This is a genomic window from Alphaproteobacteria bacterium (assembly GCA_019635875.1).
Lineage (GTDB): Bacteria > Pseudomonadota > Alphaproteobacteria > Reyranellales > Reyranellaceae > JAFAZJ01.
In genome coordinates this window covers 162,580-187,519 of record JAHBYP010000008.1, presented here as the reverse complement: position 1 = coordinate 187,519, position 24,940 = coordinate 162,580, and the positions used below count along the sequence as shown (strand labels likewise).

The 24,940-nt window shown below is 69.5% G+C and carries 29 protein-coding genes and 1 tRNA gene; 14 read left to right on the top strand and 16 right to left on the bottom strand.

What is annotated here, in order from left to right; translation table 11 throughout:
- Window positions 1-15 precede the first annotated feature (15 nt).
- From KF889_24880 to KF889_24855, 6 genes are all read right to left on the bottom strand, one after another.
- Complete coding sequence (locus KF889_24880) at window positions 16-345, bottom strand: hypothetical protein (protein MBX3502693.1); 330 nt, start codon at window positions 343-345, stop codon at window positions 16-18.
- Between the two features lie 33 nt (window positions 346-378).
- A complete protein-coding gene (locus KF889_24875; protein MBX3502692.1) occupies window positions 379-1,305 on the bottom strand; it encodes an EamA family transporter in 927 nt (308 codons plus the stop codon).
- Between the two features lies 1 nt (window position 1,306).
- Entirely contained in the window at window positions 1,307-2,191 is an 885-nt protein-coding gene (locus KF889_24870) for a DMT family transporter (protein MBX3502691.1), read from the bottom strand.
- A gap of 202 nt (window positions 2,192-2,393) precedes the next feature.
- Window positions 2,394-3,320, bottom strand: coding sequence for a DMT family transporter (locus KF889_24865; protein ID MBX3502690.1), 927 nt, complete (start codon window positions 3,318-3,320; stop codon window positions 2,394-2,396).
- Complete coding sequence (locus KF889_24860; protein ID MBX3502689.1) at window positions 3,317-4,051, bottom strand: gamma-glutamylcyclotransferase; 735 nt, start codon at window positions 4,049-4,051, stop codon at window positions 3,317-3,319. Before KF889_24860 ends, KF889_24865 begins: the two co-directional genes overlap by 4 nt.
- Window positions 4,048-4,485, bottom strand: a complete 438-nt coding sequence (locus tag KF889_24855) for a MaoC family dehydratase (GenBank protein ID MBX3502688.1) — start codon at window positions 4,483-4,485, stop codon at window positions 4,048-4,050. The genes KF889_24860 and KF889_24855 overlap by 4 nt, the downstream gene beginning before the upstream one ends.
- 299 nt (window positions 4,486-4,784) lie before the next feature.
- Here KF889_24855 and KF889_24850 point away from each other — a divergent pair, with 299 nt between their 5' ends.
- Complete coding sequence (locus tag KF889_24850) at window positions 4,785-5,609, top strand: enoyl-CoA hydratase (GenBank protein MBX3502687.1); 825 nt, start codon at window positions 4,785-4,787, stop codon at window positions 5,607-5,609.
- Here KF889_24850 and KF889_24845 read toward each other — a convergent pair.
- Complete coding sequence (locus tag KF889_24845; GenBank protein ID MBX3502686.1) at window positions 5,596-6,456, bottom strand: LysR family transcriptional regulator; 861 nt, start codon at window positions 6,454-6,456, stop codon at window positions 5,596-5,598. The two genes, KF889_24850 and KF889_24845, sit on opposite strands and share 14 nt — an antisense overlap.
- Before the next feature lie 82 nt (window positions 6,457-6,538).
- Between KF889_24845 and KF889_24840 the strand changes: the two genes are divergently transcribed.
- The gene (locus tag KF889_24840) at window positions 6,539-6,835 is read left to right on the top strand and encodes a hypothetical protein (GenBank protein ID MBX3502685.1); all 297 of its coding nucleotides are present in this window, start codon (window positions 6,539-6,541) and stop codon (window positions 6,833-6,835) included.
- On the opposite strand, the gene KF889_24835 is transcribed toward KF889_24840, so the two are convergent.
- The 4 genes from KF889_24835 to KF889_24820 all read right to left on the bottom strand — a co-directional run bounded on the left by KF889_24835 (window position 6,832) and on the right by KF889_24820 (window position 9,846).
- A complete protein-coding gene (locus tag KF889_24835) occupies window positions 6,832-7,695 on the bottom strand; it encodes a crotonase/enoyl-CoA hydratase family protein (GenBank protein MBX3502684.1) in 864 nt (287 codons plus the stop codon). The two genes, KF889_24840 and KF889_24835, sit on opposite strands and share 4 nt — an antisense overlap.
- Window positions 7,696-7,777: 82 nt before the next feature.
- Window positions 7,778-8,110 carry an EamA family transporter gene (locus KF889_24830; protein ID MBX3502683.1) on the bottom strand — a complete coding sequence of 111 codons (333 nt, stop codon included), beginning with the start codon at window positions 8,108-8,110 and terminating at the stop codon, window positions 7,778-7,780.
- A gap of 12 nt (window positions 8,111-8,122) precedes the next feature.
- Window positions 8,123-9,118 carry a glycosyltransferase family 2 protein gene (locus KF889_24825; protein MBX3502682.1) on the bottom strand — a complete coding sequence of 332 codons (996 nt, stop codon included), beginning with the start codon at window positions 9,116-9,118 and terminating at the stop codon, window positions 8,123-8,125.
- On the bottom strand, window positions 9,115-9,846 hold the full coding sequence (locus KF889_24820) for a methyltransferase domain-containing protein (GenBank protein ID MBX3502681.1): 732 nt from the start codon (window positions 9,844-9,846) through the stop codon (window positions 9,115-9,117). The genes KF889_24825 and KF889_24820 overlap by 4 nt, the downstream gene beginning before the upstream one ends.
- An 88-nt stretch (window positions 9,847-9,934) precedes the next feature.
- Here KF889_24820 and KF889_24815 point away from each other — a divergent pair, with 88 nt between their 5' ends.
- The 3 genes from KF889_24815 (at window position 9,935) to KF889_24805 (ending at window position 13,217) form a co-directional block, all read left to right on the top strand.
- A complete protein-coding gene (locus KF889_24815; GenBank protein MBX3502680.1) occupies window positions 9,935-11,584 on the top strand; it encodes a hypothetical protein in 1,650 nt (549 codons plus the stop codon).
- 44 nt (window positions 11,585-11,628) lie between these two features.
- Complete coding sequence (gene speB / locus KF889_24810) at window positions 11,629-12,603, top strand: agmatinase (protein MBX3502679.1); 975 nt, start codon at window positions 11,629-11,631, stop codon at window positions 12,601-12,603.
- Between the two features lie 71 nt (window positions 12,604-12,674).
- Window positions 12,675-13,217, top strand: coding sequence for a DUF2267 domain-containing protein (locus tag KF889_24805; GenBank protein ID MBX3502678.1), 543 nt, complete (start codon window positions 12,675-12,677; stop codon window positions 13,215-13,217).
- A gap of 30 nt (window positions 13,218-13,247) precedes the next feature.
- Here KF889_24805 and KF889_24800 read toward each other — a convergent pair whose 3' ends face one another.
- Window positions 13,248-13,427, bottom strand: a complete 180-nt coding sequence (locus KF889_24800; GenBank protein MBX3502677.1) for a hypothetical protein — start codon at window positions 13,425-13,427, stop codon at window positions 13,248-13,250.
- Between the two features lie 150 nt (window positions 13,428-13,577).
- Between KF889_24800 and KF889_24795 the strand changes: the two genes are divergently transcribed.
- The 6 genes from KF889_24795 (at window position 13,578) to KF889_24770 (ending at window position 18,557) form a co-directional block, all read left to right on the top strand.
- Window positions 13,578-14,972 carry a M20 family metallopeptidase gene (locus KF889_24795; GenBank protein MBX3502676.1) on the top strand — a complete coding sequence of 465 codons (1,395 nt, stop codon included), beginning with the start codon at window positions 13,578-13,580 and terminating at the stop codon, window positions 14,970-14,972.
- Between the two features lie 52 nt (window positions 14,973-15,024).
- Entirely contained in the window at window positions 15,025-15,681 is a 657-nt protein-coding gene (locus KF889_24790; protein MBX3502675.1) for a sigma-70 family RNA polymerase sigma factor, read from the top strand.
- A complete protein-coding gene (locus KF889_24785) occupies window positions 15,678-16,331 on the top strand; it encodes a ChrR family anti-sigma-E factor (GenBank protein MBX3502674.1) in 654 nt (217 codons plus the stop codon). The genes KF889_24790 and KF889_24785 overlap by 4 nt, the downstream gene beginning before the upstream one ends.
- A 66-nt stretch (window positions 16,332-16,397) precedes the next feature.
- Window positions 16,398-17,900, top strand: a complete 1,503-nt coding sequence (locus tag KF889_24780; protein ID MBX3502673.1) for a M81 family metallopeptidase — start codon at window positions 16,398-16,400, stop codon at window positions 17,898-17,900.
- A gap of 148 nt (window positions 17,901-18,048) precedes the next feature.
- Window positions 18,049-18,213, top strand: coding sequence for a Flp family type IVb pilin (locus KF889_24775; GenBank protein ID MBX3502672.1), 165 nt, complete (start codon window positions 18,049-18,051; stop codon window positions 18,211-18,213).
- A gap of 107 nt (window positions 18,214-18,320) precedes the next feature.
- The gene (locus KF889_24770; protein MBX3502671.1) at window positions 18,321-18,557 is read left to right on the top strand and encodes a hypothetical protein; all 237 of its coding nucleotides are present in this window, start codon (window positions 18,321-18,323) and stop codon (window positions 18,555-18,557) included.
- Window position 18,558: 1 nt separating this feature from the next.
- Here the strand turns inward: KF889_24770 and KF889_24765 are convergent, their stop codons facing one another.
- From KF889_24765 to KF889_24755, 3 genes are all read right to left on the bottom strand, one after another.
- The gene (locus KF889_24765) at window positions 18,559-18,915 is read right to left on the bottom strand and encodes a hypothetical protein (protein ID MBX3502670.1); all 357 of its coding nucleotides are present in this window, start codon (window positions 18,913-18,915) and stop codon (window positions 18,559-18,561) included.
- A gap of 73 nt (window positions 18,916-18,988) precedes the next feature.
- Window positions 18,989-19,063 (bottom strand) — tRNA-Val (locus KF889_24760).
- Window positions 19,064-19,100: 37 nt separating this feature from the next.
- Entirely contained in the window at window positions 19,101-19,799 is a 699-nt protein-coding gene (locus tag KF889_24755; protein MBX3502669.1) for an HAD-IA family hydrolase, read from the bottom strand.
- Between the two features lie 100 nt (window positions 19,800-19,899).
- Between KF889_24755 and glmU the strand changes: the two genes are divergently transcribed.
- The 3 genes from glmU to KF889_24740 are packed head-to-tail and all read left to right on the top strand — an operon-like array spanning window position 19,900 to window position 23,908.
- Entirely contained in the window at window positions 19,900-21,261 is a 1,362-nt protein-coding gene (gene glmU, locus KF889_24750; protein MBX3502668.1) for a bifunctional UDP-N-acetylglucosamine diphosphorylase/glucosamine-1-phosphate N-acetyltransferase GlmU, read from the top strand.
- Window positions 21,262-21,275: 14 nt separating this feature from the next.
- The gene (glmS, locus tag KF889_24745) at window positions 21,276-23,099 is read left to right on the top strand and encodes a glutamine--fructose-6-phosphate transaminase (isomerizing) (protein ID MBX3502667.1); all 1,824 of its coding nucleotides are present in this window, start codon (window positions 21,276-21,278) and stop codon (window positions 23,097-23,099) included.
- A gap of 14 nt (window positions 23,100-23,113) precedes the next feature.
- Complete coding sequence (locus KF889_24740; protein MBX3502666.1) at window positions 23,114-23,908, top strand: phytanoyl-CoA dioxygenase family protein; 795 nt, start codon at window positions 23,114-23,116, stop codon at window positions 23,906-23,908.
- A gap of 33 nt (window positions 23,909-23,941) precedes the next feature.
- Here KF889_24740 and KF889_24735 read toward each other — a convergent pair whose 3' ends face one another.
- Window positions 23,942-24,856, bottom strand: coding sequence for an EF-hand domain-containing protein (locus KF889_24735; GenBank protein MBX3502665.1), 915 nt, complete (start codon window positions 24,854-24,856; stop codon window positions 23,942-23,944).
- Window positions 24,857-24,940: the final 84 nt, after the last annotated feature.

Below are 24,940 nucleotides of genomic sequence, written 5' to 3'. Positions count from 1 at the left end.
TCCCGTTCCCCCAGATCACTTCAGGCACTTCGTCCGCACTTCGGCGGCGATCTGCTGCGCGCGCGGCCCGCCGCCTTTCTCGAGCTCGCGCTTGTCGGCCACCGACATCGGCGCGACGATTCCCAGGGCACAGGCGCAATAGGCCTGGGCCGTGGCCTGTGCCTCCTGCGCCGGCTTGCCGTCCTTCACCAGCGCCTGACGCGCCGAATCCTCGCAGCCCTTGGTGAAGTTCCGCGCGTACTCGGCCTCGGAAACGCCGCCCAGCAGGCGCACGGCCAGCCAGCCGCCGAGCACGGCGACGACGATGGCGCCGATGACGACGGCGATGGTGGCGTTGCGCGACATGGCTGGCCGCTCCGGTGATCCGTGGGACGGCGATTAAACGGCACCGGGGCGGGCCGCGCCAGTACGCGCGGCGACGCTTTCCCGGTGTGCGATATAGCTGGTGGCGGCGACGATCACCGCGGCGCCGGCGAAGGTCCACAGATCGGCGGTATGGCCGAACACCGCGAGGTCGAACAGGGTGGCCCAGACGATCCCGAGGAAGCCCACGGTCTGCACCGAGGAGATGTCGGCCAGCCGGAAGGCCCAGGTCATCAGGAAATAGCCCATGGTGCCGGTGATGCCGGCCACCGCGATCCAGCCGAGCTGCTCGGGCGTGGGCATGCGGAAGTCCCACAGCCCCAGCGGCGCGAAGAACACCACGGCCAGCGCGCTCTGCCAGAAGACGATGACCTCCGGCTTCTCGTGCGCGGAGATCACCTTGGCGACCAGGTTGGAGGCGGCGGTCAACGGCACCGCGGCCAGCATGATCAGCGCGAAGGGATTGAGGCCGGCGTCCCACGGCTGCACGATCAGCAGCACGCCGGCGAAGCCCAGCAGCACCGCCAGCCAGCGCCGCCAGTGGACGCGCTCGCCGAGGAACAGCGCGGCGCCCAGGGTGACGAAGATCGGCCCGGTGAAGCCCAGCGCCGCCGCCTGGGCCAGCGGGATCGCCGCGATCGCCCAGTACCACAGGCCATAGCCCGCGGTGTGGAACACACCGCGCAGCAGGTGGCGCGGCAGCTGCGTGGTGCGCATCGAGGAGAGCCCGCCGCGGATCAGGAAGGGCGCGGTGAACAGCAGGCCGGCGATCCAGCGGCCCCACGACACCTCGAGCGGCGGCAGCTCCTGCGTCAGGTGGCGCACCGTGGCGTTGAGCGCCTGGAAGAAGATGCCGGCGAGGATGGCGAACGAGAAGGCACGCGCGGCGCGCGAGGGCACCAGCCGCTCGAGCAGGTCGGGCAGGCGATCGACCGCCGGCACGTTATTGCGCCGGCGCCGGCTGCGCCGCCGCCATGGCTCTGGCCCTGGCGGCGCGGGCGATGCGCGCCTCGTGCCGCGCCAGCCACAGCGTGGCGGCGAAGATCACCACGCCGCCGGCGACAGTCCAGCTCTCGGGCACCGCGGCGAAGGCGATGAAGCCGCCGAGCGAGGCCCACAGCAGGTCAAGGAAGCGGATCGGCTGGGTGGCCGAGATATCGGCGATGCGCAGGGCCTGTGTCACACAGTAATGGCCCGCGGCGCCGAGCAGGCCACACAGCACGAACCAGCCCCACTGCCAGGCCGACGGCGTGGTCCAGTCCCACAGCGCGAAGGGCAGCGCGAAGAGCGCCACCAGGCCGTGCTGCCAGATCACGATGGCCTCGGGCGAGTCGTGGCGCGTCAGCAGCTTGGCGACGATGAAGGAGGCGGCGAAGGTCGGCGCGGCGAGCAGCAGGAGCCCATTGCCCCAGGTCACGCCGCTGAAGCCGGGCGCCGTCCAGGGATGGACGACGATCAGCGTGCCGATGAAGCCGACGAGCACCGCCGCCCAGCGCACCGCGCTCATCTTCTCGCCCAGCACCAGCACGGCGCCCAGGCACATGAAGATCGGGCCGGTGAAGCCCAGTGCCGTCATCTCGGCCATGCTGACCAGCGGCAAAGCGAGGAACCACAGCAGCAGGCCGCCGACATGGAACAATCCGCGCAGCACCTGCAGGCCGGGCGCGCGGGTGCGCATGCGGCCCATGCCCAGACGTATCGCCACCGGCAGCAGCACCACGAAGCCGAAGAAATAGCGCAGGAAGCCGACCACCCACGGGTCGAGGTCGTGCGCCAGCCACTTCATGATGGTGTTGAGCGCCGCGAACAGCGCACCGCTGGCGGCCATCCACAGCATGCCGCGCAGCGCGGCTGGCAGACCCTGAAGCACGGGGCCGGACTATAGTCGGGCGTTCGCCCCGCACTACTGGCGACCGCGGAACCCTGCCATGCGGACCTGCGTTCGGGCCGCGCCGCTCCAGCGGCGCTCATGATGCGTCGCTGGAGCGACGCGGCCCGAACGGCGCCGAATGCCACGGCGCCAGCCGGCGTCACGGCGCCGCCGGCGGCCTTGCGTCGGCGCTGCGCACCTGGGCGCGGCGAATGGCCTCGCGGTGCGAGATGTAGAGCGCGCTGGCGAAGATCACGGCGGCGCCGACAAAGGTCCAGACGCCGGGCTGCTGCGTGAACAGCAGGAAGCCGAACAGCGTGTTCCAGATCAGCGACAGGAAGCCGATCGGCTGCAGGGCGGAAATCTCCGCCACCTGGTAGCCGCGCTGCATGATCAGGTGACCCGATGTGCCGAAGAAGCCGGCGAGCAGGAACCAGCCGACATGTGTCCAGCTGAGCGGCTGCCAGTGCCAGATCGCGAAGGGCGCGGCGCAGAGCACGATGAAGACCGACTGGTAGATCACGATGGTGTCGGCGCGATCGGTGCGCGCCAGCGCCTTGGCCATCAGGTTCGAGGCCGAGAACAGCGGCGTCGATGCCAGCGCGCAGATCGCGCCGATGCTGATCACCTCGAAGCCCGGCCGGATGATGATCATGGCGCCGATGAAGCCCACGGCGACCGCCGCCCAGCGCCGCAGGCGCACGTCCTCGCCGAGGAACAGGGCGGCGCCGATGGTGACGAAGATCGGGCCGGTGAAGCCCAGCGCCGTGAGGTCGGCCAGCGTGATCAGCGGCAAGGCGACGAACCACAGCTGCATGCCGGCGCTGTGGAAGGCCCCGCGGATGGCATGCACACCCAGACGCTTGGTGTGGAAGGGCTTGAACAGACCATGGCGCCAGAAGACGTGCAGCAGGAAGACGGCGCCGAACAGATAGCGGCAGAACGCCATCATGTAGGAGTTGAGCTCCTGCGCCGGATAGTAGGTGGCGACGTTGAGCGCCGAGAACAGCACGCCGGAGATGCCGACCAGGATGATGCCGCGCAGATTGCCGGGCTGTGCCGCCCACCAGGCCTTAAGCGCCTTCATCGCTGGCCGCCGCGCAGGCGCAGCACTTCACCCTCCAGCGACTCGATATAGGGGTCGGTGACGCCGATGGCGCGCAGCTGGTCGGCGCATTCGAACAGGTAGGAGCGGCAAGTGCCGCGGCGGCCCTCGGCGAATGCCATGCTCTCGGCCTTCCGGGTCACCGCCATGCCGCCGCAGTACTGCGGATGCTGCGGATTGATCACGAAGGTCAGCGCGCGGATCCGGCCGCCCTCCTGGTCGGTGCAGTCGACCCACACCGCATCATAGATGCCGCTCAGCATCTCGCGGTTGAACAGGATCGAGATCTCGGTCTCGACCTGCGAGGCGGTGATGCGATAGGCGATACCGTCGCAGGCGCCGCCTTTCTCCACGCCCAGCATCAGGCCGGGCCGCTCCGGCGTGCCGCGGCCCAGCGGCGTCCAGAAGCAGAAGGAGCGGCGCCAGCCCTCGAGCCGCGCCGGCCGGCGCTCGACATAGTCGAACGCCGGGTTCCACATCAGTGAGCCGTAGCCGAAGACCCAGGCATCGGTGCCCTCGGTCCAGCCGGCCAGGCAGTCGGTGAGCCGCTGGTCGCGGTCCTCGCGCGGCAGGAAGTAGTCGAAGCCGAGCTTGCGCGCTTCCTCGGCCAGCTGCTCGATGCGCTCCGCCGTCAGTTCCTCGCGTACCAGCGGCTGGCCGGTATTGCCCCAGATTGTGGGCTTGTCCTTCGACGGCGGAGCGGGTTCGCTCATGTCTTGGCGTAGGCGATGCCCATGGTCTCCGCGACGCAGGCCGGGCGCTCCTTGCCCTCGATCTCGATGGTCCACTCGTAGGTCATGCGCACGCCGTTGTTGGGCATGTCGTCGGCGGCGACCAGCTTCTGCCGTCCGCGCACCCGCGCGCCGACCTGCACCGGGTTGGTGAAGCGCACCTTGTTCGAGCCGTAGTTGATGCCGTTGCGCACGTTGTTGACCTGCAGGACGTTGTGGCTGAACCAGGGAATCAGCGACAGGGTCAGGTAGCCGTGTGCAATTGGCTTGCCATCCGGCATGTCCTTCTTGCAGCGCTCGACGTCGACATGGATCCACTGGTGGTCGCCGGTGGCGTCGGCGAACGTGTTGACGCGCTCCTGGGTGATCTCCAGCCAGTCGCTGACACCCAGCTCCTGGCCGACCAGCGCCTTCATCGCCTGCGGGCTCTCGACGGTTCGCTTCGCCATGCTTGCCTCCCTCTCCTCAGAATCTTGCGCGTAATGCGGCCGGGGCCGGTCGCGCAAACGAAACCGGCTCATGCCATCGATAGCATCCATGGGGGCGGATTGGGGCGGCGTTCGGGCGCCCAGGCGGCGCATCGAGATCCAGATCTGTCACGGCGTCCCGTATGGCGGTCGGCGCGGCTTGTCCGCCGCTTTGGCCCACCTCACAATGGACGGCGCCGCGAATCAACAGACATCAGCGCAACGCGCCCATACCAGAGGGAACGCCCATGGCCTACGAGCAGATTCTCGTCGAGACCGCCGATCGCGTCCGCACCATCACGCTCAACCGCCCGGACCGGCTCAACGCCTGGACCGGCAAGATGCACAATGAGCTGAAGCAGGCGATGCACGAGGCTGGCGCCGACCCGCAGGTGCGGGTGATCATCCTGACCGGGGCGGGCCGCGGCTTCTGTGCCGGCGCCGACATGGGCGGGCTGCAGGCGATCGGCGCCTCGGGCGCGGTCGCCGACCGTTCGACCAAGGCCCTGGACATCCCGCCCGGCGGCAGCGGCGCCGCCGATTTCCGCATGAACTATTCCTATTTCCCCTCGATTCCCAAGCCGATCATCGCGGCGATCAACGGCCCCTGTGCCGGGCTGGGGCTGATCATCTCGCTCTACTGCGACATGCGCTATGCCGCCGAGAACGCGGTCTTCACCACCGCCTTCGCCGCCCGCGGCCTGATCGCCGAGCACGGCGTGTCGTGGCTGCTGCCGCATTTCGTCGGCCTGCCTGCGGCCATGGACCTGCTGCTCTCGGCGCGCAAGTTCCGCGCGCCCGAGGCCCTGTCGCTGGGCATGGTCAACCGCGTGATCGCCGACGCCGATCTCATGAAGGAGACGAAGACCTATGCCAGGCTGCTGGCCGAGACCGTCTCGCCGCGCTCGCTGGCGGTGATGAAGCGCCAGATCTGGGAGGCGCAGTTCCAGACCCTGGCCGAGGCCACGGTGGAGGCCAACCACGAGATGGAGCTGAGCTTCGCCACCGACGACTTCAAGGAAGGCGTCGCGCACTACGTGGAGAAGCGCGCGCCGAACTTCACCGGACGCTGATGCCGGCGGCCCGCAGGGTCCGTTCCGCCCACTCGATGACGGCGGCGATCCTGGCCAGGGGCCGCATGTCGGCGTGCACCAGGAGCCACAATTCGCGCGACAGCACGGGCGTCTTGCCGATCCGCCGCAGTCGCGGCTCGCGATCGGCGATGGCGCAGGGCAGCAGCGACTTGCCGAGACCGGCGCAGACGGCCTGCAGCAGCCCTTCGGCGTCGTTGATCGCCAGCGGCGATCGCCGTCTCGACCGCCGCATCGCCGCCGACAGCCATTTCGCCTGCGGCAGCCCGCCCATGGCGTCCTCGTAGCCGATCCACGGCAGCCACTCGGGCGGAAAATCGCGCGCGGCATAGGCCGCGTAGTCGAGGCGGCCGACGCGGCGGGTCCTGACCGCGCTGTGACCGCGCGGGCGGGCCAGGCGCAGGGCGATATCGGCATCGCGGCCGGTCAGGCTGACGTCGCGTGGCTCGGCGATCAGTTCCAGCCGCAGCCGGGGATGAGCCCGGTGCAGGCTCGCGACGGTCGGCACCAGCACGCGGTTGGCGAGGATCGGCACCGCAGTGAGGCGGACGATCCCGGCCACTTCGGTATCTGCCCCGCTGATCGCCGCCTGCGCCGCCACCACGTCGCGTTCGATGCGCCCGGCGCGGGCGATGGCGATGGCGCCGGCCGAGGTCGGCCGCAGCCCGCCGCCGATCCGCTCGAACAGCCGCGTGCCCAGCCTGGCCTCGACCGCCGCCAGCCGACGCGCGACGGTGGTCTCGTGCACGCGCAGCCGGCGGGCGGCGCCTGAAAGGGTGCCGGTGCGTGCGATCGCCAGCGCATAGCGCAGATCATCCCAGTCCTGCATTTTCGCAGACTATGGCTGCGCAGACGCTGATTTCCAGCGCGGTGTTGCGCGACTACCTCCTGGCGGCCGACAGGAGGGTGCCATGCTCTACGCCATTGTGTTCGAAGACGATGCCGAGCGCGCCGAGGCGCGCCAGCGCCTGATGCCCGAGCATCTCGCCTGGCTGGAACGGCACGCCGGCACGATCCTCGCCGCCGGCCCGTTGCGCGATGCCGCCGACGGCGCGCCGGCCGGCGGCCTCTGGCTGGTCGAGGCCGACGGCCTGCGATCCGTCGAGGCGCTCTACCGCGCGGATCCGTTGTGGCCGACGGGGCTGCGCCGCTCGGTGCGCGTCCTGGAGTGGCGCCAGGTCTTCGCCGACGGCAGGCGGCGCGTCTAGGTGAAGGTCCGCTCCGTCCACCACGGGAAGTAGCTCGGCATGCCGTCGCTGACCTTCATCGGGAAGCGCGCCGGGCGCTTCTCGAGGAAGGCGACCACGCCTTCCTTGACGTCGGCCGACTTGCCGCGCGCGTAGATGCCCTTGGAGTCGACCTTGTGCGCCTCCATCGGGTGGTCGGCGCCCAGCATCTTCCAGATCATCTGGCGGTTGAGCGCCACCGAGACCGGCGCGGTGTTGTCGGCGATCTCGCGCGCCAGGGCGTAGGCCGCCGGCAGCAGCGCCGCGGGCCTGTGGACCGAGCGCACCAGGCGGCCGTTGAGCGCCTCGTCGGCGGCGAAGACGCGGCCGGTCATCACCCATTCCAGGGCCTGCTGCGGTCCGACGAGGCGCGGCAGGAACCAGCTCGAGCAGGCCTCCATGACGATGGCGCGCCGCGTGAAGACGAAGCCGTAGCGCGCCGCCTCGGAGGCCAGCCGCACGTCCATGGCGAGCTGCATGGTGACGCCGACGCCCACCGCCGGTCCGTTGCAGGCGGCGATGGTCGGCTTGAGGCTGTCGTAGAGGCGCAGGGTCAGCAGGCCGCCGCCGTCGCGGTGGCCGTCGAGGCCGGGATCGACCGGCCCGCGATTCTGCGCGTCGAAGGTGTTGGCGCCGCCGGAGAGATCGGCGCCGGCGCAGAAGCCGCGGCCGGCGCCGGTGAAGACGACGGCGCGCACGTTGTCGTCGCGGTCGGCGCGGTCGAGCGCGTCGAGCAGCTCCGAGAGCATACGGCCGGTGAAGGCGTTGAGCTTGTCGGGGCGGTTCAGCGTGATGGTGAGGATCTGGTCCTGCACCGCGTACCGGATCTGCTCGTAGTCCATGACCATCCTCCACCCGCTTTCTGCGCCACGCTTAGCGCGACGGCGGTGGAGGCGGAAGGCCGCCGGTCCGTAGCGCGAAACCCTAGTGCTGGTTGACCAGGAACACGCCGCCCATGATCAGCACGATGCCGGCGATCTGCTGCCAGCCGAAGGGCTCGCTGAACAGCCAATGGCCCATCACGGCGACGATGGCGTAGCTCAGCGAGACGCTGGGGAAGGCCACCGAAACAGGTAGTTTGCGCAGCGCGATGATGTAGAGGAAGGCGGCGACGCCGTAGAGGAACAGGCCGACGATGGTCGATGGCCGTAGCAGCTGGGCCAGCAGGTTGTCGGCGCTGGCGCCGACCTTCAGCAGCATCTGGCCGCCGATGCCGGTGACGATGCCGCCGGCGAGCGCGGCGTAATAGGGCCACATGGTCGGCTCTTCCTAGCGCACGGCGGTCAGGTTGGGCGACGCCCGCGACGGGTCGGGCGCGCCTTGGGCCGCGCCGTCGGCGCGCAGCACCTCGCGCACGATGTACTGCGGCTTCTGGTTGGCGGCGAGGAACATGCGGCCGAGATACTCGCCCATGACGCCCAGGATCAAGAGCTGCACGCCGGCCAGCAGCACGACGGCCGACATGGTAGAGGCCCAGCCGGTGGGCAGGTCGTGGTTGATCAGCGCCTCGACCAGGATGACGACGAAGCCGAGGAAGCCCAGGGCCGACAGCCCGATGCCGGTGAGGCTGGCCAGGCGCAGCGGCATCACCGAGAAGTTCAGGAACATCGACAGCCACAGCCGCACCAGCCGGCGCAGCGTGTAGTTGGTGCGCCCGGCGGCGCGCGGCAGGTGCCTGACCTGCAGGCGGCCGATGTTCTGGGTCACCTGCATCAGGAGACCGTCGACATAGGGGTAGGGGCCCCTGTAGGGCACGATCTGCGTGCACACGAAGGCGTTCATGCAGCGGAAGCTCGACAGATAGAGACCCTTGGGCTTGTCGACCAGCCGGTCGGCACACCAGTTGGTGAAGGCGCTGCCGAGGTTGCGCCAGGCCGCGTGCTGCTTGCTGGCGTAGAAGGTGTAGACCAGGTCGTAGCCGCCATCTCGCGTGTGCTCGAACAAACGCTTCACTTCCTCCGGCGGGTTCTGCAGGTCGTCGTCCATGGTGATGATCCAGCCGCCGCGCGCCTGCGCCAGCCCGGCCATGACGGCGTTGTGTTCGCCGAAATTGCGACTGAGGTTGACCACCGTGATCGGCGCGCCGGGAAGCTGCATCAGGTGCCGGCAGACCGCGAAGCTGTCGTCGGGGCTGCCGTCGACCACGAGCACGATCTCCAGCCCGCCCTCGATGTCGAGCGCGCGCAGCGCCTCGACCAGCTCGCCGATGCTGGCGGCGCCCTGGTAGACCGGGATCACGACGCTGAGCGCAAACGGCGCGTTCATCTCTTCTCCGCGACCAGCATGATCGACCCGCCGAAGGGCAGATCGAGACCCCAACCAATCAGCCGCCGCTCGAGCGCGACGACGGCGCCGAACAGCGCGTCGAGCGACGCCGGAAATGGCCGCACGTCACTGCCGCCGTCCTCCCGCGACAGCAGGCGACGCAGCACCATGAGCGGAAACAGCAGGCAGTTCCAGTGCGTCGCACGCCTGACGCGGAAGCCGGCCGCCTCCAGCAGCCCGACCGCCTCGTTGCGCCCGAAGCGCCGCGCATTGTGCACCCGCAAATCGTGCGCTGAAGCCAGCCAGCGATAGGCCGGCAGGTTAAGCAGCAGGATTCCGCCGCTTTCGAGGCAGCGATGGGCCTCGGCGAGGGCGCGCTCGGGCTCGACCATGCGGTGGCACAGCACGTCGAGGCTGAACATGCCTGACAGCACCCGGTCGGCGAACGGCATCTCGTTGACCGACCCCACCGCCACCGGCCGGCCGCTCTTGGCGATGGCCACGCCGGCGGCCGTGGGGTCGTATTCGAGGCCGACCGGCGCGGGCTGCAGCCCCGCTGCGGCAAGGCGGGCCAGCAGCCCGCCCGTGCCGCAGCCGGCATCCAAGATCGGCGCCGGCCGCGAACCGGCGTAGCGCGCGAACAACTCCGCGGCGAGCGCGCGCAGGCCGCGATACCACCACAGGCGGTCCTCGACGGTGGCCATCAGCTCGTATTCGCGGCGCTCCATCCTTCCACCATGCCACGGCCCGGCCACGATGGCAGCGTCGGATGGCCTCTGGTACCTTGTGACCCCACCGGACAATCCGCCTCCCCTCGTGGACACTCATCTGCCCGATCCCGATCCGCCGAAGCCCGCCGCCGCCGAACGGCCGCGCTGGTGGGCGACCAGGCCGGGTCGCGGCGACGCGCTGTCGGACACGACCGAGCGACTGATCAAGCTGATGCTGATCCTGGTGCCCGCAGGCTGGGCGATCGGCTACCTGTTTCCGCCGATCAATCACGACGTCGGCTGCCTGCTCGAGATCGCCCATCGCTGGGTCAATGGCGAGCGGCTCTATGTCGACATCATCGACGTGAATCTGCCGCTGGTTTTCGCGCTGCACGCCATCCCCGAGCTGCTGTCGCGCGCCACGCGATTCCTCGGCTGGACGGCGATGACGTGGCTGACGATCTGCTTCTACGCCGCCATCGCCGCCTCCTTTCTGGCTTCGCGCAGGCTGGTGCAGGTCGTGCCCTCGCTGGCGCATCCGCTGACCGAGGCGGTGGTGCCGCCGACCCTGCTGTTCCTGTTCATCGTCCTGCCCAACGAGAATTTCGGGCAGCGCGAGCATCTGCTGATGATCGCCATGGCGCCTTACGTGCTGCTCGCCAGCGCCCGCGCCGAGGGTGCCGAAGGTCGGCTGTCGCGGGCCCTCGTCTGGGGCGTGGCGATCTCGGCGGGTATCGCGCTGGCGCAGAAGCCGCATTTCATGCTGATCCCGCTGGCGGTGGAGTCCTACGTGCTGGCGCATCGCGGTCTGCGGCCCATGCTGCGCGATGCGGTGCCGTGGCTCATCGGCGCGATCGCGGCAGCGCATCTCGCCTACGTCGTCCTGCTGGCGCCGAACTACGCCCGCTTCGTGCTGCCGATCATGCTCGACTCGTATGCCGTGATGGGCGGCACGAGCTGGCGGGAGGTGCTGCTGGGGCCTACGGTGCTGCCGACGCTGCTGGCGATGCTGATGCTCGGCGCCCTGGCGATCTTCCTGTCGCGCACCGTGGCGGCGCGCGTGATCGTCGCCTACGGCGTGGGCGCGGCGCTGGCGGCGGCGGCACAGGCGAAGGGCTGGCCCTATCACGTCATGCCGGCGCTCGGTTCGGCCATTCTGCTCGCCTCCGTGACGCTGTCGCAGATGGTCGACCGCTACCTGCCGCTCAGCCGCGAAGCGCATCGCCTGCCGGTGGCGGCGATCGGCGCGACCTTCCTGATCCTGCTGTACTTCCAGGCGGCGCTGTCGATGACGCCGTTCCACAAGCAGCGCGATTTCCAGGACAGCATGGCCGGCGTGCTGCTGCACATCGTCGAGCGCAACGCGCCCAACCGGACGCTGCTGATCCTGTCGCCCGGCATCTATCCCCACTACCCGATGATCAACTACGCGCACGCGCGCATGGCGATGCGCTTTCAGACCATGTGGGTGCTGCAGGGCATCTACGCCGACTGCGAGGAGTTCGCCACGCTCTACACCGCGCCCGAGGACATGCAGGACGTCGAGCGCTTCGTCTACGAATCGGTGTCGGAGGATTTCGACCGCGAGAAGCCCGACCTGCTGATCATCGACCGCATCCCCGGCATCCCGCAATGCCAGGGCCTGTCCTTCAGCTATCTGGAGTATTTCCAGCGCAACGCGCGCTTTGCCCAGGCGTTCGAGCGCTATCAGCACTTCATGGATGTCGATCGCTACACCATCTACAAGAGGCGTTAGTGGAAGCGCCGGCGGGACGCCGGCGCTTCCGAAGAGGGAACGGCATGAGTGAGTCCGGGAAGTTTCCGCAGCCGATGTCGGGCATGGTCGTGCCGCGCTTCGGCGACATCGCGACCTTCATGCGCCTGCCGCTGTTTCGCGATCCGGCCGAGGTCGAGATCGGCCTGATCGGCGTGCCGTGGGACGGCGGCACCACCAATCGGCCGGGCGCGCGCCACGGCCCGCGCCAGATGCGCGATCAGTCGACGCTGATGCGTCGCGTGCACCACGTCACCGGCGTCGCGCCGTACCGCCTGGCGCGCTGCGGCGACCTCGGCGACACGCCGGTCAACCCGGCCAGCGTCGACGACAGCATGGAACGCATCAAGGCGTTCTACGACAAGGTGCATGCCGCGGGCACGGTGCCGCTGTCGGCCGGCGGCGATCACCTGATCACCCTGCCGATCCTGCGCGCCATCGCCACCGACGGTCCGCTGGGCATGGTGCATTTCGACGCCCACAGCGACACCTGGGACACCTATTTCGGCGGCTACAAGTACACCCATGGCACGCCGTTCCGCCGCGCCGTCGAGGAGGGCCTGCTCGATCCCCGGCGCTTCGTGCAGATCGGCATCCGCGGCTCGCTCTACAACGACGACGACATGCGCTGGGCCTACGATCAGGGCATCCGCGTGATCAGCATCGAGGAGTACTACGACCTCGGCGTCGAGAAGGTGATCGCCGAGGCGCGCCGCGTCGTCGGCGAGAAGCCGGCCTATGTCAGCTTCGATGTCGACGGCCTCGATCCGGTCTATGCCCCCGGCACCGGCACGCCCGAGGTGGGCGGCTTCAACACGCACGAGGCGCAGCGCATGCTGCGCGGCCTGCGCGGGCTCGACCTGGTCGGCGGCGACGTGGTCGAGGTCTCGCCGCCCTTCGATCCGTCGGGCAACACCGCGCTCGTCGGGGCGACGATGATGTGGGAGATCCTCTGCCTGCTGTCGGAGGTCGTGGCCCGGCGCAAAGGTCGCGCCAACTGAAGGCGCGCTCAGGCAACCCCGCGCATTCCGGGGTGTTCCAGCGTTGAGATCACCGACGCATGGAGTGCGACATGAGCGCCACCGGCCTCGAGGTCTTCGACAAGACCGTGCAGACGACGAATATCTGGCTCGATGAGGTCATGGCGGATGTCGGCCCCGACCGGCAGGTAGCCTGGCATGTGCTGGGCGCCGTGCTGCGCGCGTTACGCGACCGGATTCCGCCGGAATTGGCGGCCCATCTGGGCGCCCAGCTGCCCTTGCTGGTCCGCGGCGCCTACTACGACGGCTTCAGGCCGGGTGCCAGGCCCAGCCGGATCCGCGACCCGGATGAGTTCCTTGCCCATGTCGGCGAGGGCCTGACCGATACCCGCCCGGTCAACGTGCAAGACGCCGTGACGTCCGTATTCACCGTGCTGAGCGCGCATTTGCCGCGCGGGCAATGCGAGAAGGTGCGGAATGCCCTGCCGCAGGCCCTGAAGGCGATGTGGCAGCTGGATGACGGAAGTGCCGGTTCGGTGGCGGAGCGCGCGGCCGCGGGCCGCGCGGCGCTGCAGGCGCACGAGGCCCGGGCCTGGCGCGCGCGCGAAATCCCCGAGAAGAAAGACGAGCACTAGGATCGGTCGAGAGGCCGGACCGCGCCTGCGTCAGCCGCCGAGGACATTGCCCCAGCCGTCGAAGACCTGTCCCGCCCAGCAGACGCGCCCGACGGGGTCGTAGATCGCGGTTGTCCTGAAGTCCTCGGCCTGCTCCCAGTCCCAGGTGACGATGCTGTCGCTCAGCATCTCGTGGAGGATCGCGGGCTCGTAGGGATTGAACTCGGCCATCGGTCTCAGACCATGGGGTGGTGTCTGCACGACATTCCTCCCTGACAGGCGCTGACATCGGCCAACGGCGCCGCGGCGACAAAGTTCCGGCGCTTGAACGGCCCGTGCGTCTATTCCACAGTGGCCGGCGTAACCCCATCGGAAGGCACCATGACCGGCACGCGTGACGGCGCAATTGCGCGCATCGAGAAGTATTTCGACGACGGCGGTTTCCTGACGGAACTGCAGCGTCGCGTCGCGATCCCGACCACCAGCCAGGAGACCGACAGCGGTCCCGCCCTGCGCGCCTATCTCACCGAGGAGATGGGCCCGAGCCTTGGCAAGCTGGGCTACGACTTCCAGGTGATCGACAACCCGGTGGCCAAGTTCGGCCCCTTCATGGTGGCGCGGCGCATCGAGGATCCTTCCCGGCCGACGGTGCTGACCTACGGTCATGGCGACGTGATCCGCGGCCTGGACGACCAGTGGCGGTCCGGGCTGTCGCCGTGGAACATCGTCGTCGAGGGCGAGCGCATCTACGGCCGCGGCACGGCCGACAACAAGGGCCAGCACACCATCAACATCGCCGCCCTGCAGGCGGTGCTCGAGGAACGCGGCTCGCTGGGCTTCAACTCGACCATCCTGATCGAGACCGGCGAGGAGACCGGCTCGCCCGGGCTGGCCGATTTCTGCCGCGCCCACAAGGAGCTCCTGAAGGCCGACGCGCTGATCGGCTCGGACGGCCCGCGCCTGCAGCCGCACAAGCCGGCGATCTTCGGCGGCACGCGCGGCACCATCAACTTCACCATGAAGCTCGATCTGCGCGAGGGCGGCCATCACTCCGGCAATTGGGGCGGCCTGCTGGCCAATCCCGGCCTGATCATGGCGCATGCGCTGGCCTGCATCGCCGATGGACGCGGCCAGATCAAGGTGCCGGAGTGGCGGCCCAAGACGCTCACCAACTCGATCCGCAATGCGCTGGCCGGGCTGGAGATCGACGGCGGTCCCGACGGACCGCAGGTCGACAAGGACTGGGGCGAGGAGTCGCTGACGCCGCCGGAGCGCGTCTTCGGCTGGAACAGCTTCGAGGTGCTGGCCTTCAAGACCGGCAATCCCGAGCGCGTGGTCAACGCCATCCCGCCCAGCGCCATCGCGTGGTGCCAGCTGCGCTTCGTCGTCGGCACCGATCCGCACGACATCCTGCCGGCGCTGCGCCGCCACCTCGACAGGCACGGCTTCCAGGCGATCGAGATCGCCTCGATGCGCGAGGTGCTGATGAACGCCACGCGGCTGGACCCCGACAGCCCGTGGGCCAAGCTGGCCATCGCCTCGATCGAGCGGACGACCGGCAAGAAGCCCGACGTGCTGCCCAATCTCGGCGGCTCGCTGCCCAACGAGGTCTTCGTCGACATCCTCGGCATGCCCACGGTCTGGGTGCCGCATTCCTACGCGTCCTGCAGCCAGCATGCGCCCAACGAGCATCTGCTGGCGCCGGTGGCGCGCGAGGGGCTGCGGCTGATGACCGGGCTGTTCTGGGATCTCGGCGAGCAGGGCCGGCCGCGCTGACGATGGCCGCGCCGGGCATGATCCGATCGGCGGGCGGACCCGTAGATGGGACATGTTCGCCGCCGCGGCCCGCGTTCCAGCGTTGCTCTTCCCCGCGCGCCGGGGCCCCGTGGCGGCGACCGTGAGCGAGCGGCTCGCCGTCTCCGCCCCGGCGCCGGGCGCCGATGACTCAGCCGACCTCATCGAGGCCGTGGCCCGGCACCGGGATCGCGCTGCTTTCGCCGAGCTGTTCCGCCGCTTCGCGCCGCGGGTGAAGGCGTTCGTCATGCGGTCCGGCGCCGACCCGGACACCGCCCAGGAAGTCGCACAGGAGACCATGGTGCTGGTCTGGCGCCGGGCCGAGACCTTCGACCGGTCCCGCGCCGGGGCCGCCACCTGGATCTTCACCATCGCGCGCAACAAGCGCATCGACCTGCTGCGTCGCGCCACCCATGCCGGCTTCGATCCGGACGATTACGTGCTGTTCTCCACCGAGGCGCCGGAGAGCGCCGACAGCGCCGCGATCGGCCGCCAGGTGCGCGAGCGCATCGCCGCGGTGATGCAGCATCTCGCACCGGATCAGATCGACGTGCTGCGCATGGCCTTCTTCCAGGACAAGTCGCATTCCGTCATCGCCCGCGAGATGAAGCTGCCGCTGGGCACCGTGAAGTCGCGGATCCGCCTGGCGCTGTCGCGCCTGCGCGAAGCGCTGCAGGGCGACGTGCCATGATCCGCCATCCCGCACCCACCGAGCTGCTGCTCGACTACGCCAGCGGCAGCCTGGCCGAAGGCCCGGCGCTGCTGGTCGCGACGCATCTCGCCTATAGCGGGCAGGCGCGCGCCGATGTCGCCGTGCTCGAGGCGGCGGCCGGCGAGATGCTCGCATCGATGCCGGCCGAGGCGCTCGACGAGGACGCGCTGGCCCGCACCCTGGCGCGTATCGAGCAGGCTCCGACGCCGGCGCCCGCGGCCAAGCCGCAGGACGCCGCCCGGCGGGTCGTCGGCGCGGCGATCCCGTCTGCCCTGAGGCGCTATCTGCCCGATGACGCGCGTTGGCGGCCGGCGCTGGGCGGCATCGAGGAGATCGAGCTGCCGCTCGGCGACAAGAGCTACCGCGCCACCCTGATGCGCATCGGCGCCGGCCGCGGCCTGCCGGTGCATCGCCACGCCGGCAGCGAGTACACGCTGGTGCTGGCCGGCGGTTTCGCCGATGGCCGCGACCGCTTCGACCGCGGCGACATCTGCGTTGCCGACCCATCGGTCGAGCACAGGCCGGTGGCCGACGCCGATCAGCCCTGCATCTGCCTGGTGGTCGCCGAGGCACCGGTGGTGCTGACCGGCCTCTTCGGCCGCCTGCTCAATCCCTTCCTGAAGCGATAGCCGCGTTGACCCTGCGCGCCGGCGCGGGCGATGCTCCGCCCGCTCGAAAGCCGGCGGAGTGATGTCATGGCGTATCGCGTTCTGATCGCGCAGTTCATGCACGAGACCAACACATTCTCGAAGCTGCCGACCACGCTGGACGACTACCGCCGACGCTGGCTGGTGCCAGGGTCGGAACTGGCCGAGAGATTCAGGGGCACCAGGACCGAGATCGGCGGGCTGCTCGACTGGGCGGCGCAGTATGGCTGGGACCTGGTGCCGTCCATCGCCGCCAACGCCACGCCTTCGGGCAAGGTGACGGCCGAGACCTGGGCACATATTCGCGACGGAATCGTCGAGGGCGCGCGCCAGGCCGGCAGGATCGACGGCATCTGCCTCGCCTGCCACGGCGCGGCGGTCGCCGAGACCTCCGACGATCCCGAGGGCGAGCTGCTCGAGGGGCTGCGCGCCATCGTCGGCCCCGACGTGCCGATCAGCATGACGCTCGACCTGCACGCCAACGTCACTGAGCGCATGGCGGCGCTCAGCAGCGCGCTGATCAGCTACCGCACCTATCCGCATGTCGATCAGTACGAGCGCGCGCAGCAGGGTGCGGCACTGGTGCAGGCGGCGATGGAGGGCCGCAAGCGACCGCGCTGCCTGGCGTTGCAGCCGGCGACGATCTCCGGCGCCGATGGCGGGCGAACCACGCAACCCGGCCCGATGCTCGATCTGCTGGCCAGGGCCGACGCCTTCGAGACGGAGCCGGGCATCAACGTGGTCAGCGTGCAGGCCGGCTTCGGGCCTTCCGACATCCCCAATGTCGGCCCGTCGATCGCGGTGAGCTACGAGCCGGGTCACGAGGGCCGCGCTCGCGATATCGCCCGCCAGCTCTGCCAGGAGATCTGGGATCGCAAGGCGGAGAAGACCGTCGGCATGGCCAGCATGGAGGAGGCCATGGCGCGGCTGAAGTCGCGCGGCGACGCCCCGGGACCCCTGGTGATCGCCGACGGCACCGACAACCCTGGCGGGGGCGCCTATGGCGACGCCACACGGGTGCTGAAGGCGCTGATCGACGCCGATGCGCAGGGCGCGGCGGTGGGCACGATCTTCGACCCGGCGGCCGTGCAGGCGGCGATGGCGGCCGGCGTCGGCAACAGCGTCACTGTCGATCTCGGGGGCCACCACGATGCGGATTTCGGTGCGCCGATCCGGGTGACGGCGACCGTGCGCCTGCTGTCGAACGGCGCGTTCGTCAATGACGGGCCGATGCAGCAGGGTGTCTTCACCTCGATGGGGCCGACGGCCGTGCTGCGCATCGGCGGCATCGACGTGATCGCCATCTCCAACCGCGTGCAGACCATCGACCGCCAGGTATTCCTGAGCCAGGGCATCGATCCGGCGCGCTGCCGCGTTCTGGTGGTCAAGAGCGTGCAGCACTTCCGCGCAGCCTTCGCGCCCATCGCCGGCGAGATCATGGTGGTGGACTCCGGTGCGCTGTGCTCGCCCGATGTGCGGCGGTTCAAGTATACCAGGCTGCGCCGGCCGGTATGGCCGCTCGACGACGTCGCCTCGCCCTTTCCGAATTGAGGCCGCGATCGGTTCAACTCGGACCGTTCTGTGATTCCCTCTGCACCTACCTGCGTGTCAAATGCGCCCGTCCCGGATCGCAAGCCGGGCTGTTTCAAGTCCCGGCGTACCGTTCGCATTTGTCGCCACGCAGATAGGAGCCAAGCTCATGTTTTCGGTCATTCGCAAGATCATCAAGGACGAGTCCGGCGCCACCGCCATCGAGTACGGCCTGATCGCCGCGCTGATCTCGGTCGCCGCCATCACCGCCTTCTCGACGGTCGGCACCAAGCTCAGCGAGATGATGAGCAACACCGCCAACAGCCTGAACTAGCCCATCCGGCGGCGAGCCGATGTCGCCGCCGAAGCGGATCAGCAAGCGCAGTCGAGTAGCGTCCCGTTCCGACCCGCCGCGCCGGTCCTGACCGGCAAGGCGGGTCTTTGCGTTCCAGGGAAGGCGTGGCGTTCGCCGGAACGTACGCGCTCCAGGGCGACTCCACCTGGCTGCTCAACCAGACCATGCCGGCCGGCTCGCGCTACAAGGACGCGCCCAGCTATCCCGTCACGAGCAAGCAGCAGGATGACATCGGCCTGCCGTCCAGTTCGGCCGACTTCGCCCGCAACGCCAACCCCTTCACCGGCAGCCGCGTGCCTGGCGAGGTGAATGTCGTGCGTTAGACTACGACGCTTTGTCGCGTTCCAGGCTGGCGATCCAGTCGCGCGCCTCCGCCATGCTGGCGCAGACCCGGAGCGGACGGTCGGACTGAGCCGTCCGGTCGGCGAACAGCAGCGTCATCTCGCGTACCTCATCCGACCTGGCGATAAAGGCGACCGCGCCGATCTGGCCCAGCGTGCCGTTCGAGGTTGCGGCCGAGACGCCCTGTGCGATGTTGCGGATCTCGGTGGCCTTCAGCGACAACGTGGCGTGCGAGAGGTCGATGATCCGCGGATAGGACAGGACGCCGGCCTGGAAGATGTCCTTGGCGAAACCGATCAGGTCGGCGAGCGTGACCTCGCCCGTGCCGGTGGCGATCACGATGCGTTCGGAATGCGACACGGTCAGGGTGATGGGCAAGGCACGATTCGGTAGGCTGTGAGGCGCCGGGCAATGGTGGGCGCGGTAGGGATTGAACCTACGACCCCACCCGTGTGAAGGGTGTGCTCTCCCGCTGAGCTACGCGCCCGATGGAGGCGCGGTATAGGGTGCCCGGCGGCCGCTGTCTAGGGCTTCGGCGGCCGCAGGCGGGCCAGGGCGGCCGGGATGTCGGTGAAGTGCTCGACGACGGCGTCGGCGCCCAGAAGATGCGCCGGCGTCTCGGTGTAGCCCCACGACACCGCCACGGTCGGCAGGCCGGCGCGCCGCCCGGCATGCACGTCGTGCGCCGAGTCGCCGACCATGGCCGCATCCGCCCGATCGGCGCCCATGCGGGCCAGCAGCTGCAGGATATGGCCGGGGTCGGGCTTGCGCACGTCGAAGGTGTCGGCGCCCGCGACGTCGCTGATCGCCGCCATCAGCCCGAGGCGGCGCAGCACGTCGCGGGCCGAATCCTCGTACTTGTTGGTGCACACCGCCAGGCGGACGCCGGATGCCGCCAGCGCATCCAGGGTTTCGGCGACCCCGTCATAGACGCGGGTATGCACCACCGGCCTCTCGCCATAGTGGCGCACGAAGTCGCGCACCCGCGCCGACAGCGCGGCGTCGTCGAGGCTCACGCCGCGCAGCGCGAAAGCCTTGCGGGTGCGGACCCGGCCGCCTTCGCCCATCAGCGAGCGCATGGTCGCCTCGTCGAGCGGCTCCAGACCATGCTCGGCCAGCACGCGATTGACCGCGTCGCCGACGTCGCGGGCGCTGTCGATCAGGGTGCCGTCGAGGTCGAAGACGATGGTGCGGAAGGGAAAGGTGGCGAGGTCCAGCGGCATGCGCCGCTTCTCTTGCGGCAGGGGATGATCGATGGCAAGGGGGCGCCTGCATGCTAGTCTGGGCGCCGCCCGCCGCGGCGGGCCAACCAACACGGGATCGATGCCCCTGACCCTCTCTGTCGTCGTGCTGGCGGCGGGCGCCGGCAAGCGGATGAACTCGGACCTGCCCAAGGTGCTGCACCGCGTCGCGGGCGTGCCGATGATCAATCACGTGGTCGCCGCGGTGCGCGCCCTGGAGCCCTCGACCATCGTGGTCGTGGTCGGCGCCGGGCACGAGGCGGTCGGCCGTGCCGTCGCGCCGTGCCCGACCGTCGTGCAGGATCCGCCCAAGGGCACCGGCCATGCGGTGATGACGGCCCTGCCGGCGCTGCCCGCCGGTGGCGAGGTGCTGGTGGTGCTCGGCGATACGCCGTTGCTGAGCGCCGACACGACGCGTCGGCTGGCCGAGGCGCGCCGCGCGGCCAATGCCGCCGTCGCCGTCCTGGGTTTCCGGGCGGCCGATCCGGCACCTTACGGACGTCTGGTCTGCGACGCGGCCGGTGAGCCGCTGAAGATCGTCGAGGCGCGCGACTGCACGCCGGAGCAGCTGGAGATCGACCTGGTGAATTCCGGCGTGATGGCCTTCGACGGCGCGTCGCTGCCCGGCCTGCTGGAGCGGCTGCGGCCGACCAATGCGCAGGGCGAGTACTACGTCACCGACCTGATCGAGCACGCCCGCGCCGATGGCAGGCGCTGCGTGGCAGTCGAGGCGCCGGAGGTCGAGGTCCTGGGCGTCAACTCGCGCGCCGAGCTGGCGGCAGTCGAGGCGGCGATGCAGGACCGCCTGCGCCGGCGGGCGATGGAGGGCGGCGTGACGATGATCGACCCGTCGTCGGTCTGGCTGAGCGCCGATACGGTGCTGGGCCGCGACGTGCGCATCGAGCCCAACGCCGTGTTCGGCCCGGGCGTGCGCGTCGGCGATCGGGTGGAGATCAAGGCGTTCTGCCATATCGAGGGCGCCGAGATCGGCGACGACGCCATCGTCGGGCCCTACGCGCGCGTGCGGCCGGGCAGCCGGATCGGCCGCGCCGCGCATATCGGCAATTTCGTCGAGGTCAAGAACGCCACCCTGGGCGAGGGCGTGAAGGCCAACCATCTCGCCTATCTCGGCGACGCCGACATCGGCGCGCGCAGCAATATCGGCGCCGGCGTGATCTGCGTGAACTACGACGGCTTCGGCAAGTGGCGCACGGTGGTCGGCGCCGATGCCTTCGTCGGCTCGAACGCCGCGCTGGTCGCGCCCGTGCGCGTCGGCGATCGCGCCAACGTCGCCGCCGGCAGCGTGATCACGAGCGACGTCGCCGACGACACGGTGGCCTTCGGCCGTGCACGCCAGGACGACAAGCCGGGCACCGCCCCGGTCATGCGCGCCAAGCTCAAGGCACGCGCCGCCGACCCGGCGATGAAGAACCGCAAGGCCTGAAAGGACCCCTCACGATGTGCGGCATCATCGGCATCATCGGCAAGGCACCGGTCACGCCCCTGCTTCTCGACGCGCTCAAGCGCCTCGAGTATCGCGGCTACGACTCGGCCGGCGTCGCCACCCTGATCAACGGCCACATCGATCGCCGCCGCGCCGAGGGCAAGCTGGTGAACCTCGAGGCGCGGCTGAAGGCCGAGCCGCTGCCCGGCACGATCGGCATCGGCCACACACGCTGGGCGACGCACGGCAAGCCCTCGGAGCGCAACGCGCACCCGATCGCCACCGATCGCGTCGCCATCGTGCACAACGGCATCATCGAGAACTTCCAGGAGCTCAAGGACGAGCTGGTGGCCGAAGGCCGCCGCTTCGACACCGACACCGACACCGAGGCGGTGGCGCAGCTGCTGACATCCTATCTCGAGCGCCAGATGTCGCCCGAGGCGGCGATGGGCAAGGCGATGGAGCGCCTCAAGGGAGCCTTCGCGCTGGTCGCCATGTTCAGCGGCCGCCACGACATCCTGATGGGCGCGCGGCGCGGCAGCTCGCTGGCGGTCGGCCACGGCGACGGCGAAATGTATGTCGGCACCGACGCCCTGGCGCTGGCACCCTTCACCAGCCGCGTGACGTATCTTGAGGACGACGACTGGGTGGTGCTGAACGCGACCGGCTGCACGGTCTACCAGGGCGCGACGCCGGTCGAGCGACCGGAGAAGAAGAGCGGGTTGTCGGGGGCGCTGATCGGCAAGGGCAACCATCAGCACTTCATGCTGAAGGAGATCTACGAGCAGCCGGCGGTGGTCGGTGACACGCTGCAATCCTACCTCGACCCGGCGACGCGCTCCGTGCGCGCGCCGGCGATGCCGCTCGACTGGACCAAGGTCAGTCGCGTGACCATGACGGCCTGCGGCACGGCGTTCTACGCCTGCATGATCGCCAAGTACTGGTTCGAGAAGCTGGCCCGCCTGCCGGTCGAGATCGAGGTCGCCTCGGAGTTCCGCTATCGCGAGCCGCCGCTGCCGGAGGGCGGCGTGTGCATCGCCGTCTCGCAGTCGGGCGAGACCATCGACACGCTCGAGGCGCTGCGCTACGCCAGATCGCAGAAGCAGATCCTGCTGTCGGTCGTGAACGTGCCGGAAAGCGCCATCGCGCGGCTCTCGCACGCCGTGCTGCCGACGCTCGCCGGGCCGGAGATCGGCGTCGCCTCGACCAAGGCCTTCACGACGCAGCTCGTCGTGCTGCTCGGCGCCGCGATCGCCGCCGGTCGCGCGCGCGGCAGGCTCGACCGCGAGCAGGAGGAGAAGCTCGCCCTGGCGATGATCGAGCTGCCGGCGCGCATCAACGAGACGCTCAACATGGAGGCCGACTACCGCCGCATCGCCGAGAACACCCTCGCCGCGGCGCGCGACGTGCTCTATCTCGGCCGCGGCTCGTCCTTCCCCGTCGCGCTCGAGGGCGCGCTGAAGCTCAAGGAGCTCAGCTACATCCACGCCGAGGGTTATGCCGGCGGCGAGATGAAGCACGGGCCGATCGCGCTGATCGACGATGCCGTGCCGGTCGTGGTCGTGGCGCCCAGCGACTCGATCTTCGACAAGATCGCCTCGAATTTCGAGCAGGTGCGCGCGCGCGGCGGCAAGCTGGTGCTGCTGAGCGACGCCCGGGGCGTCGCGCGGCTGGGCGCCAAGGCCGAGACCTCGATCGCCGTGCCCGACATCGATCCGATCGTGGCGCCGATCCTCTATAGCGTCGCCGTGCAGTTGCTGGCGTACTACACGGCGCTGGCCAAGGGCACCGACATCGACCAGCCGCGCAACCTCGCCAAGAGCGTCACGGTCGAGTAGCCTTGGAGGGTGACATGGACCTCGAAGCCAAGAAGCGTGAGCTGCTCGACAACGGATTCTGCGTCGTGCCTGGCGTCCTCTCGCCAACCGAGACGGATCTGGTCCGCGAAAGACTGTGGCAGGCGGCGGAGGAAAGCGAGCGGCTTGGCGTGCCGACGCGCCAGATCGGGCTGGATCCCAACGAGCACAATGTGCGCGTCTTCTACCTGCTCGAGCGCGACGCGATCTTCCGCGAGCTCATCCAGCATCCGACGGCCATCGAGCTCGTCACCGCGCTGCTGACCAGCGACTTCCTGATCTCCAACTTCACCGCGAATATCGCGCTGCCCGGAAGCAAGTCGATGGAGCTGCACTCCGACCAGGGCATTGTCGTGCCGGAGCCATGGCTGCAGCCCTGGAGCGTCAACGTCATCTGGTGCCTCAACGACGTCGACGAGGAAAACGGCGCCACGCGCTACATCCCGGGCAGCCACCGGATCCGCACGGTGTCGGAGCTTCCGGAGAACGCCGCCGAGAGGACCGTAGCGTTCGAGGCGCCGGCGGGGTCGATCGTCGTCATGGACGGCCGTGTCTGGCACACCTCGGGCGCCAACGTCTCCAGCTCGCGCGAGCGCGCGTTGCTGTTCGGCTACTATTCGCGCTCGTTCGTTCGCCAGCAGCAGAACTGGAACGTCAGCCTGTCGCCGGAAACGCTCGCCGGGCTCTCGCCGCAGCTGCAGGCATGGCTCGGGCTGGAGGCTCGCGCAAACGTGAAGCTGGGCGCCCGGCTCCGGATCCACCCAGCGCCCGGCCGACGATCGGCGACGTGATGGCCGGCCGGCCGCGGCAGGATCGCCGCCGGCCTATTTCAGCGGCGTGCCCGGTTGCAGGCCGCCACGTGGTGGTGGTGGCGGGGGCGGCGGCGCCCTGACCGGTCCAGGGGCGGGCTTGGCTTGCGGCTTGCCCGCGGTGGGCGGCTGCTTGGGAGTCGTCGCCGGCGGCTTCGGCGGCGGCGGCGTCTCGCTCTGCGGCGTGTTGGCGATCAGCCATTCCGACGGGTTGAGCTTGCCGTCGCCATCCAGATCCAGGCGCTTGAAGACGGCGGTTGCCCAGGCGCGGATCTCGCCGGCGTCGATCACGCCGTTCTTGTCGGCATCGATTTCGTTGAAGCGCTGGGTCACCTGCTCGCGCCGCTGCTGGTAGGTCGGCTGACCCGGGACGTTGGCCGGCGATCCGGCGAGCGCGAGGAATGATTGCAGGGTGATCCTGCCGTCATTGTCCTGATCGAGCCGCTCCATGAGACGGGCGGTCTCGTAGCCGACGAACTCCTCGAGATCGATCACGCCGTCGCCGTTGCAGTCGACGTTCGTGCGGCAATGCGCGTCCCGCGCCTTCTTCCGCGCATCCTCGGCGAGGCGCTCGACCAGCATCACTTCCTCGCGCGTGGCCCGGCCGTCGCCATCGAGGTCGACTTCGCGGAAGCTCAGCGCCGCGGAGACCTGGAACTCCGCCTTGCTCACCTTGCCGTCGTCGTTGGTGTCGATGGCGCTGAACTGCCGATCGTAGACGGCGCGAAGGCCGACCAGGGTTTCGGCGTCCGGCGGCGCCGGAGCGAAGGGCGGCTCGGCCAGCTTGATGAACTCCAACCGGCTCAGCTGGCCGTCCTTGTCCACATCGAGCTGCTCGAAGACCTTCAGTCTATGGGCGATGAACTGCTCGCGGGAGACGACGCCCGCGTTGGCGGTATCGATCTCCGAGAACCAGGGCGGCAGTTGCACCGCACGCCGCTGCTCCGCCGGCTGCTGCCCGGATGCCGGCGATTGCAGCAATGGCAGCGCCGCGGCGATCGCCGTCAGAAGCCT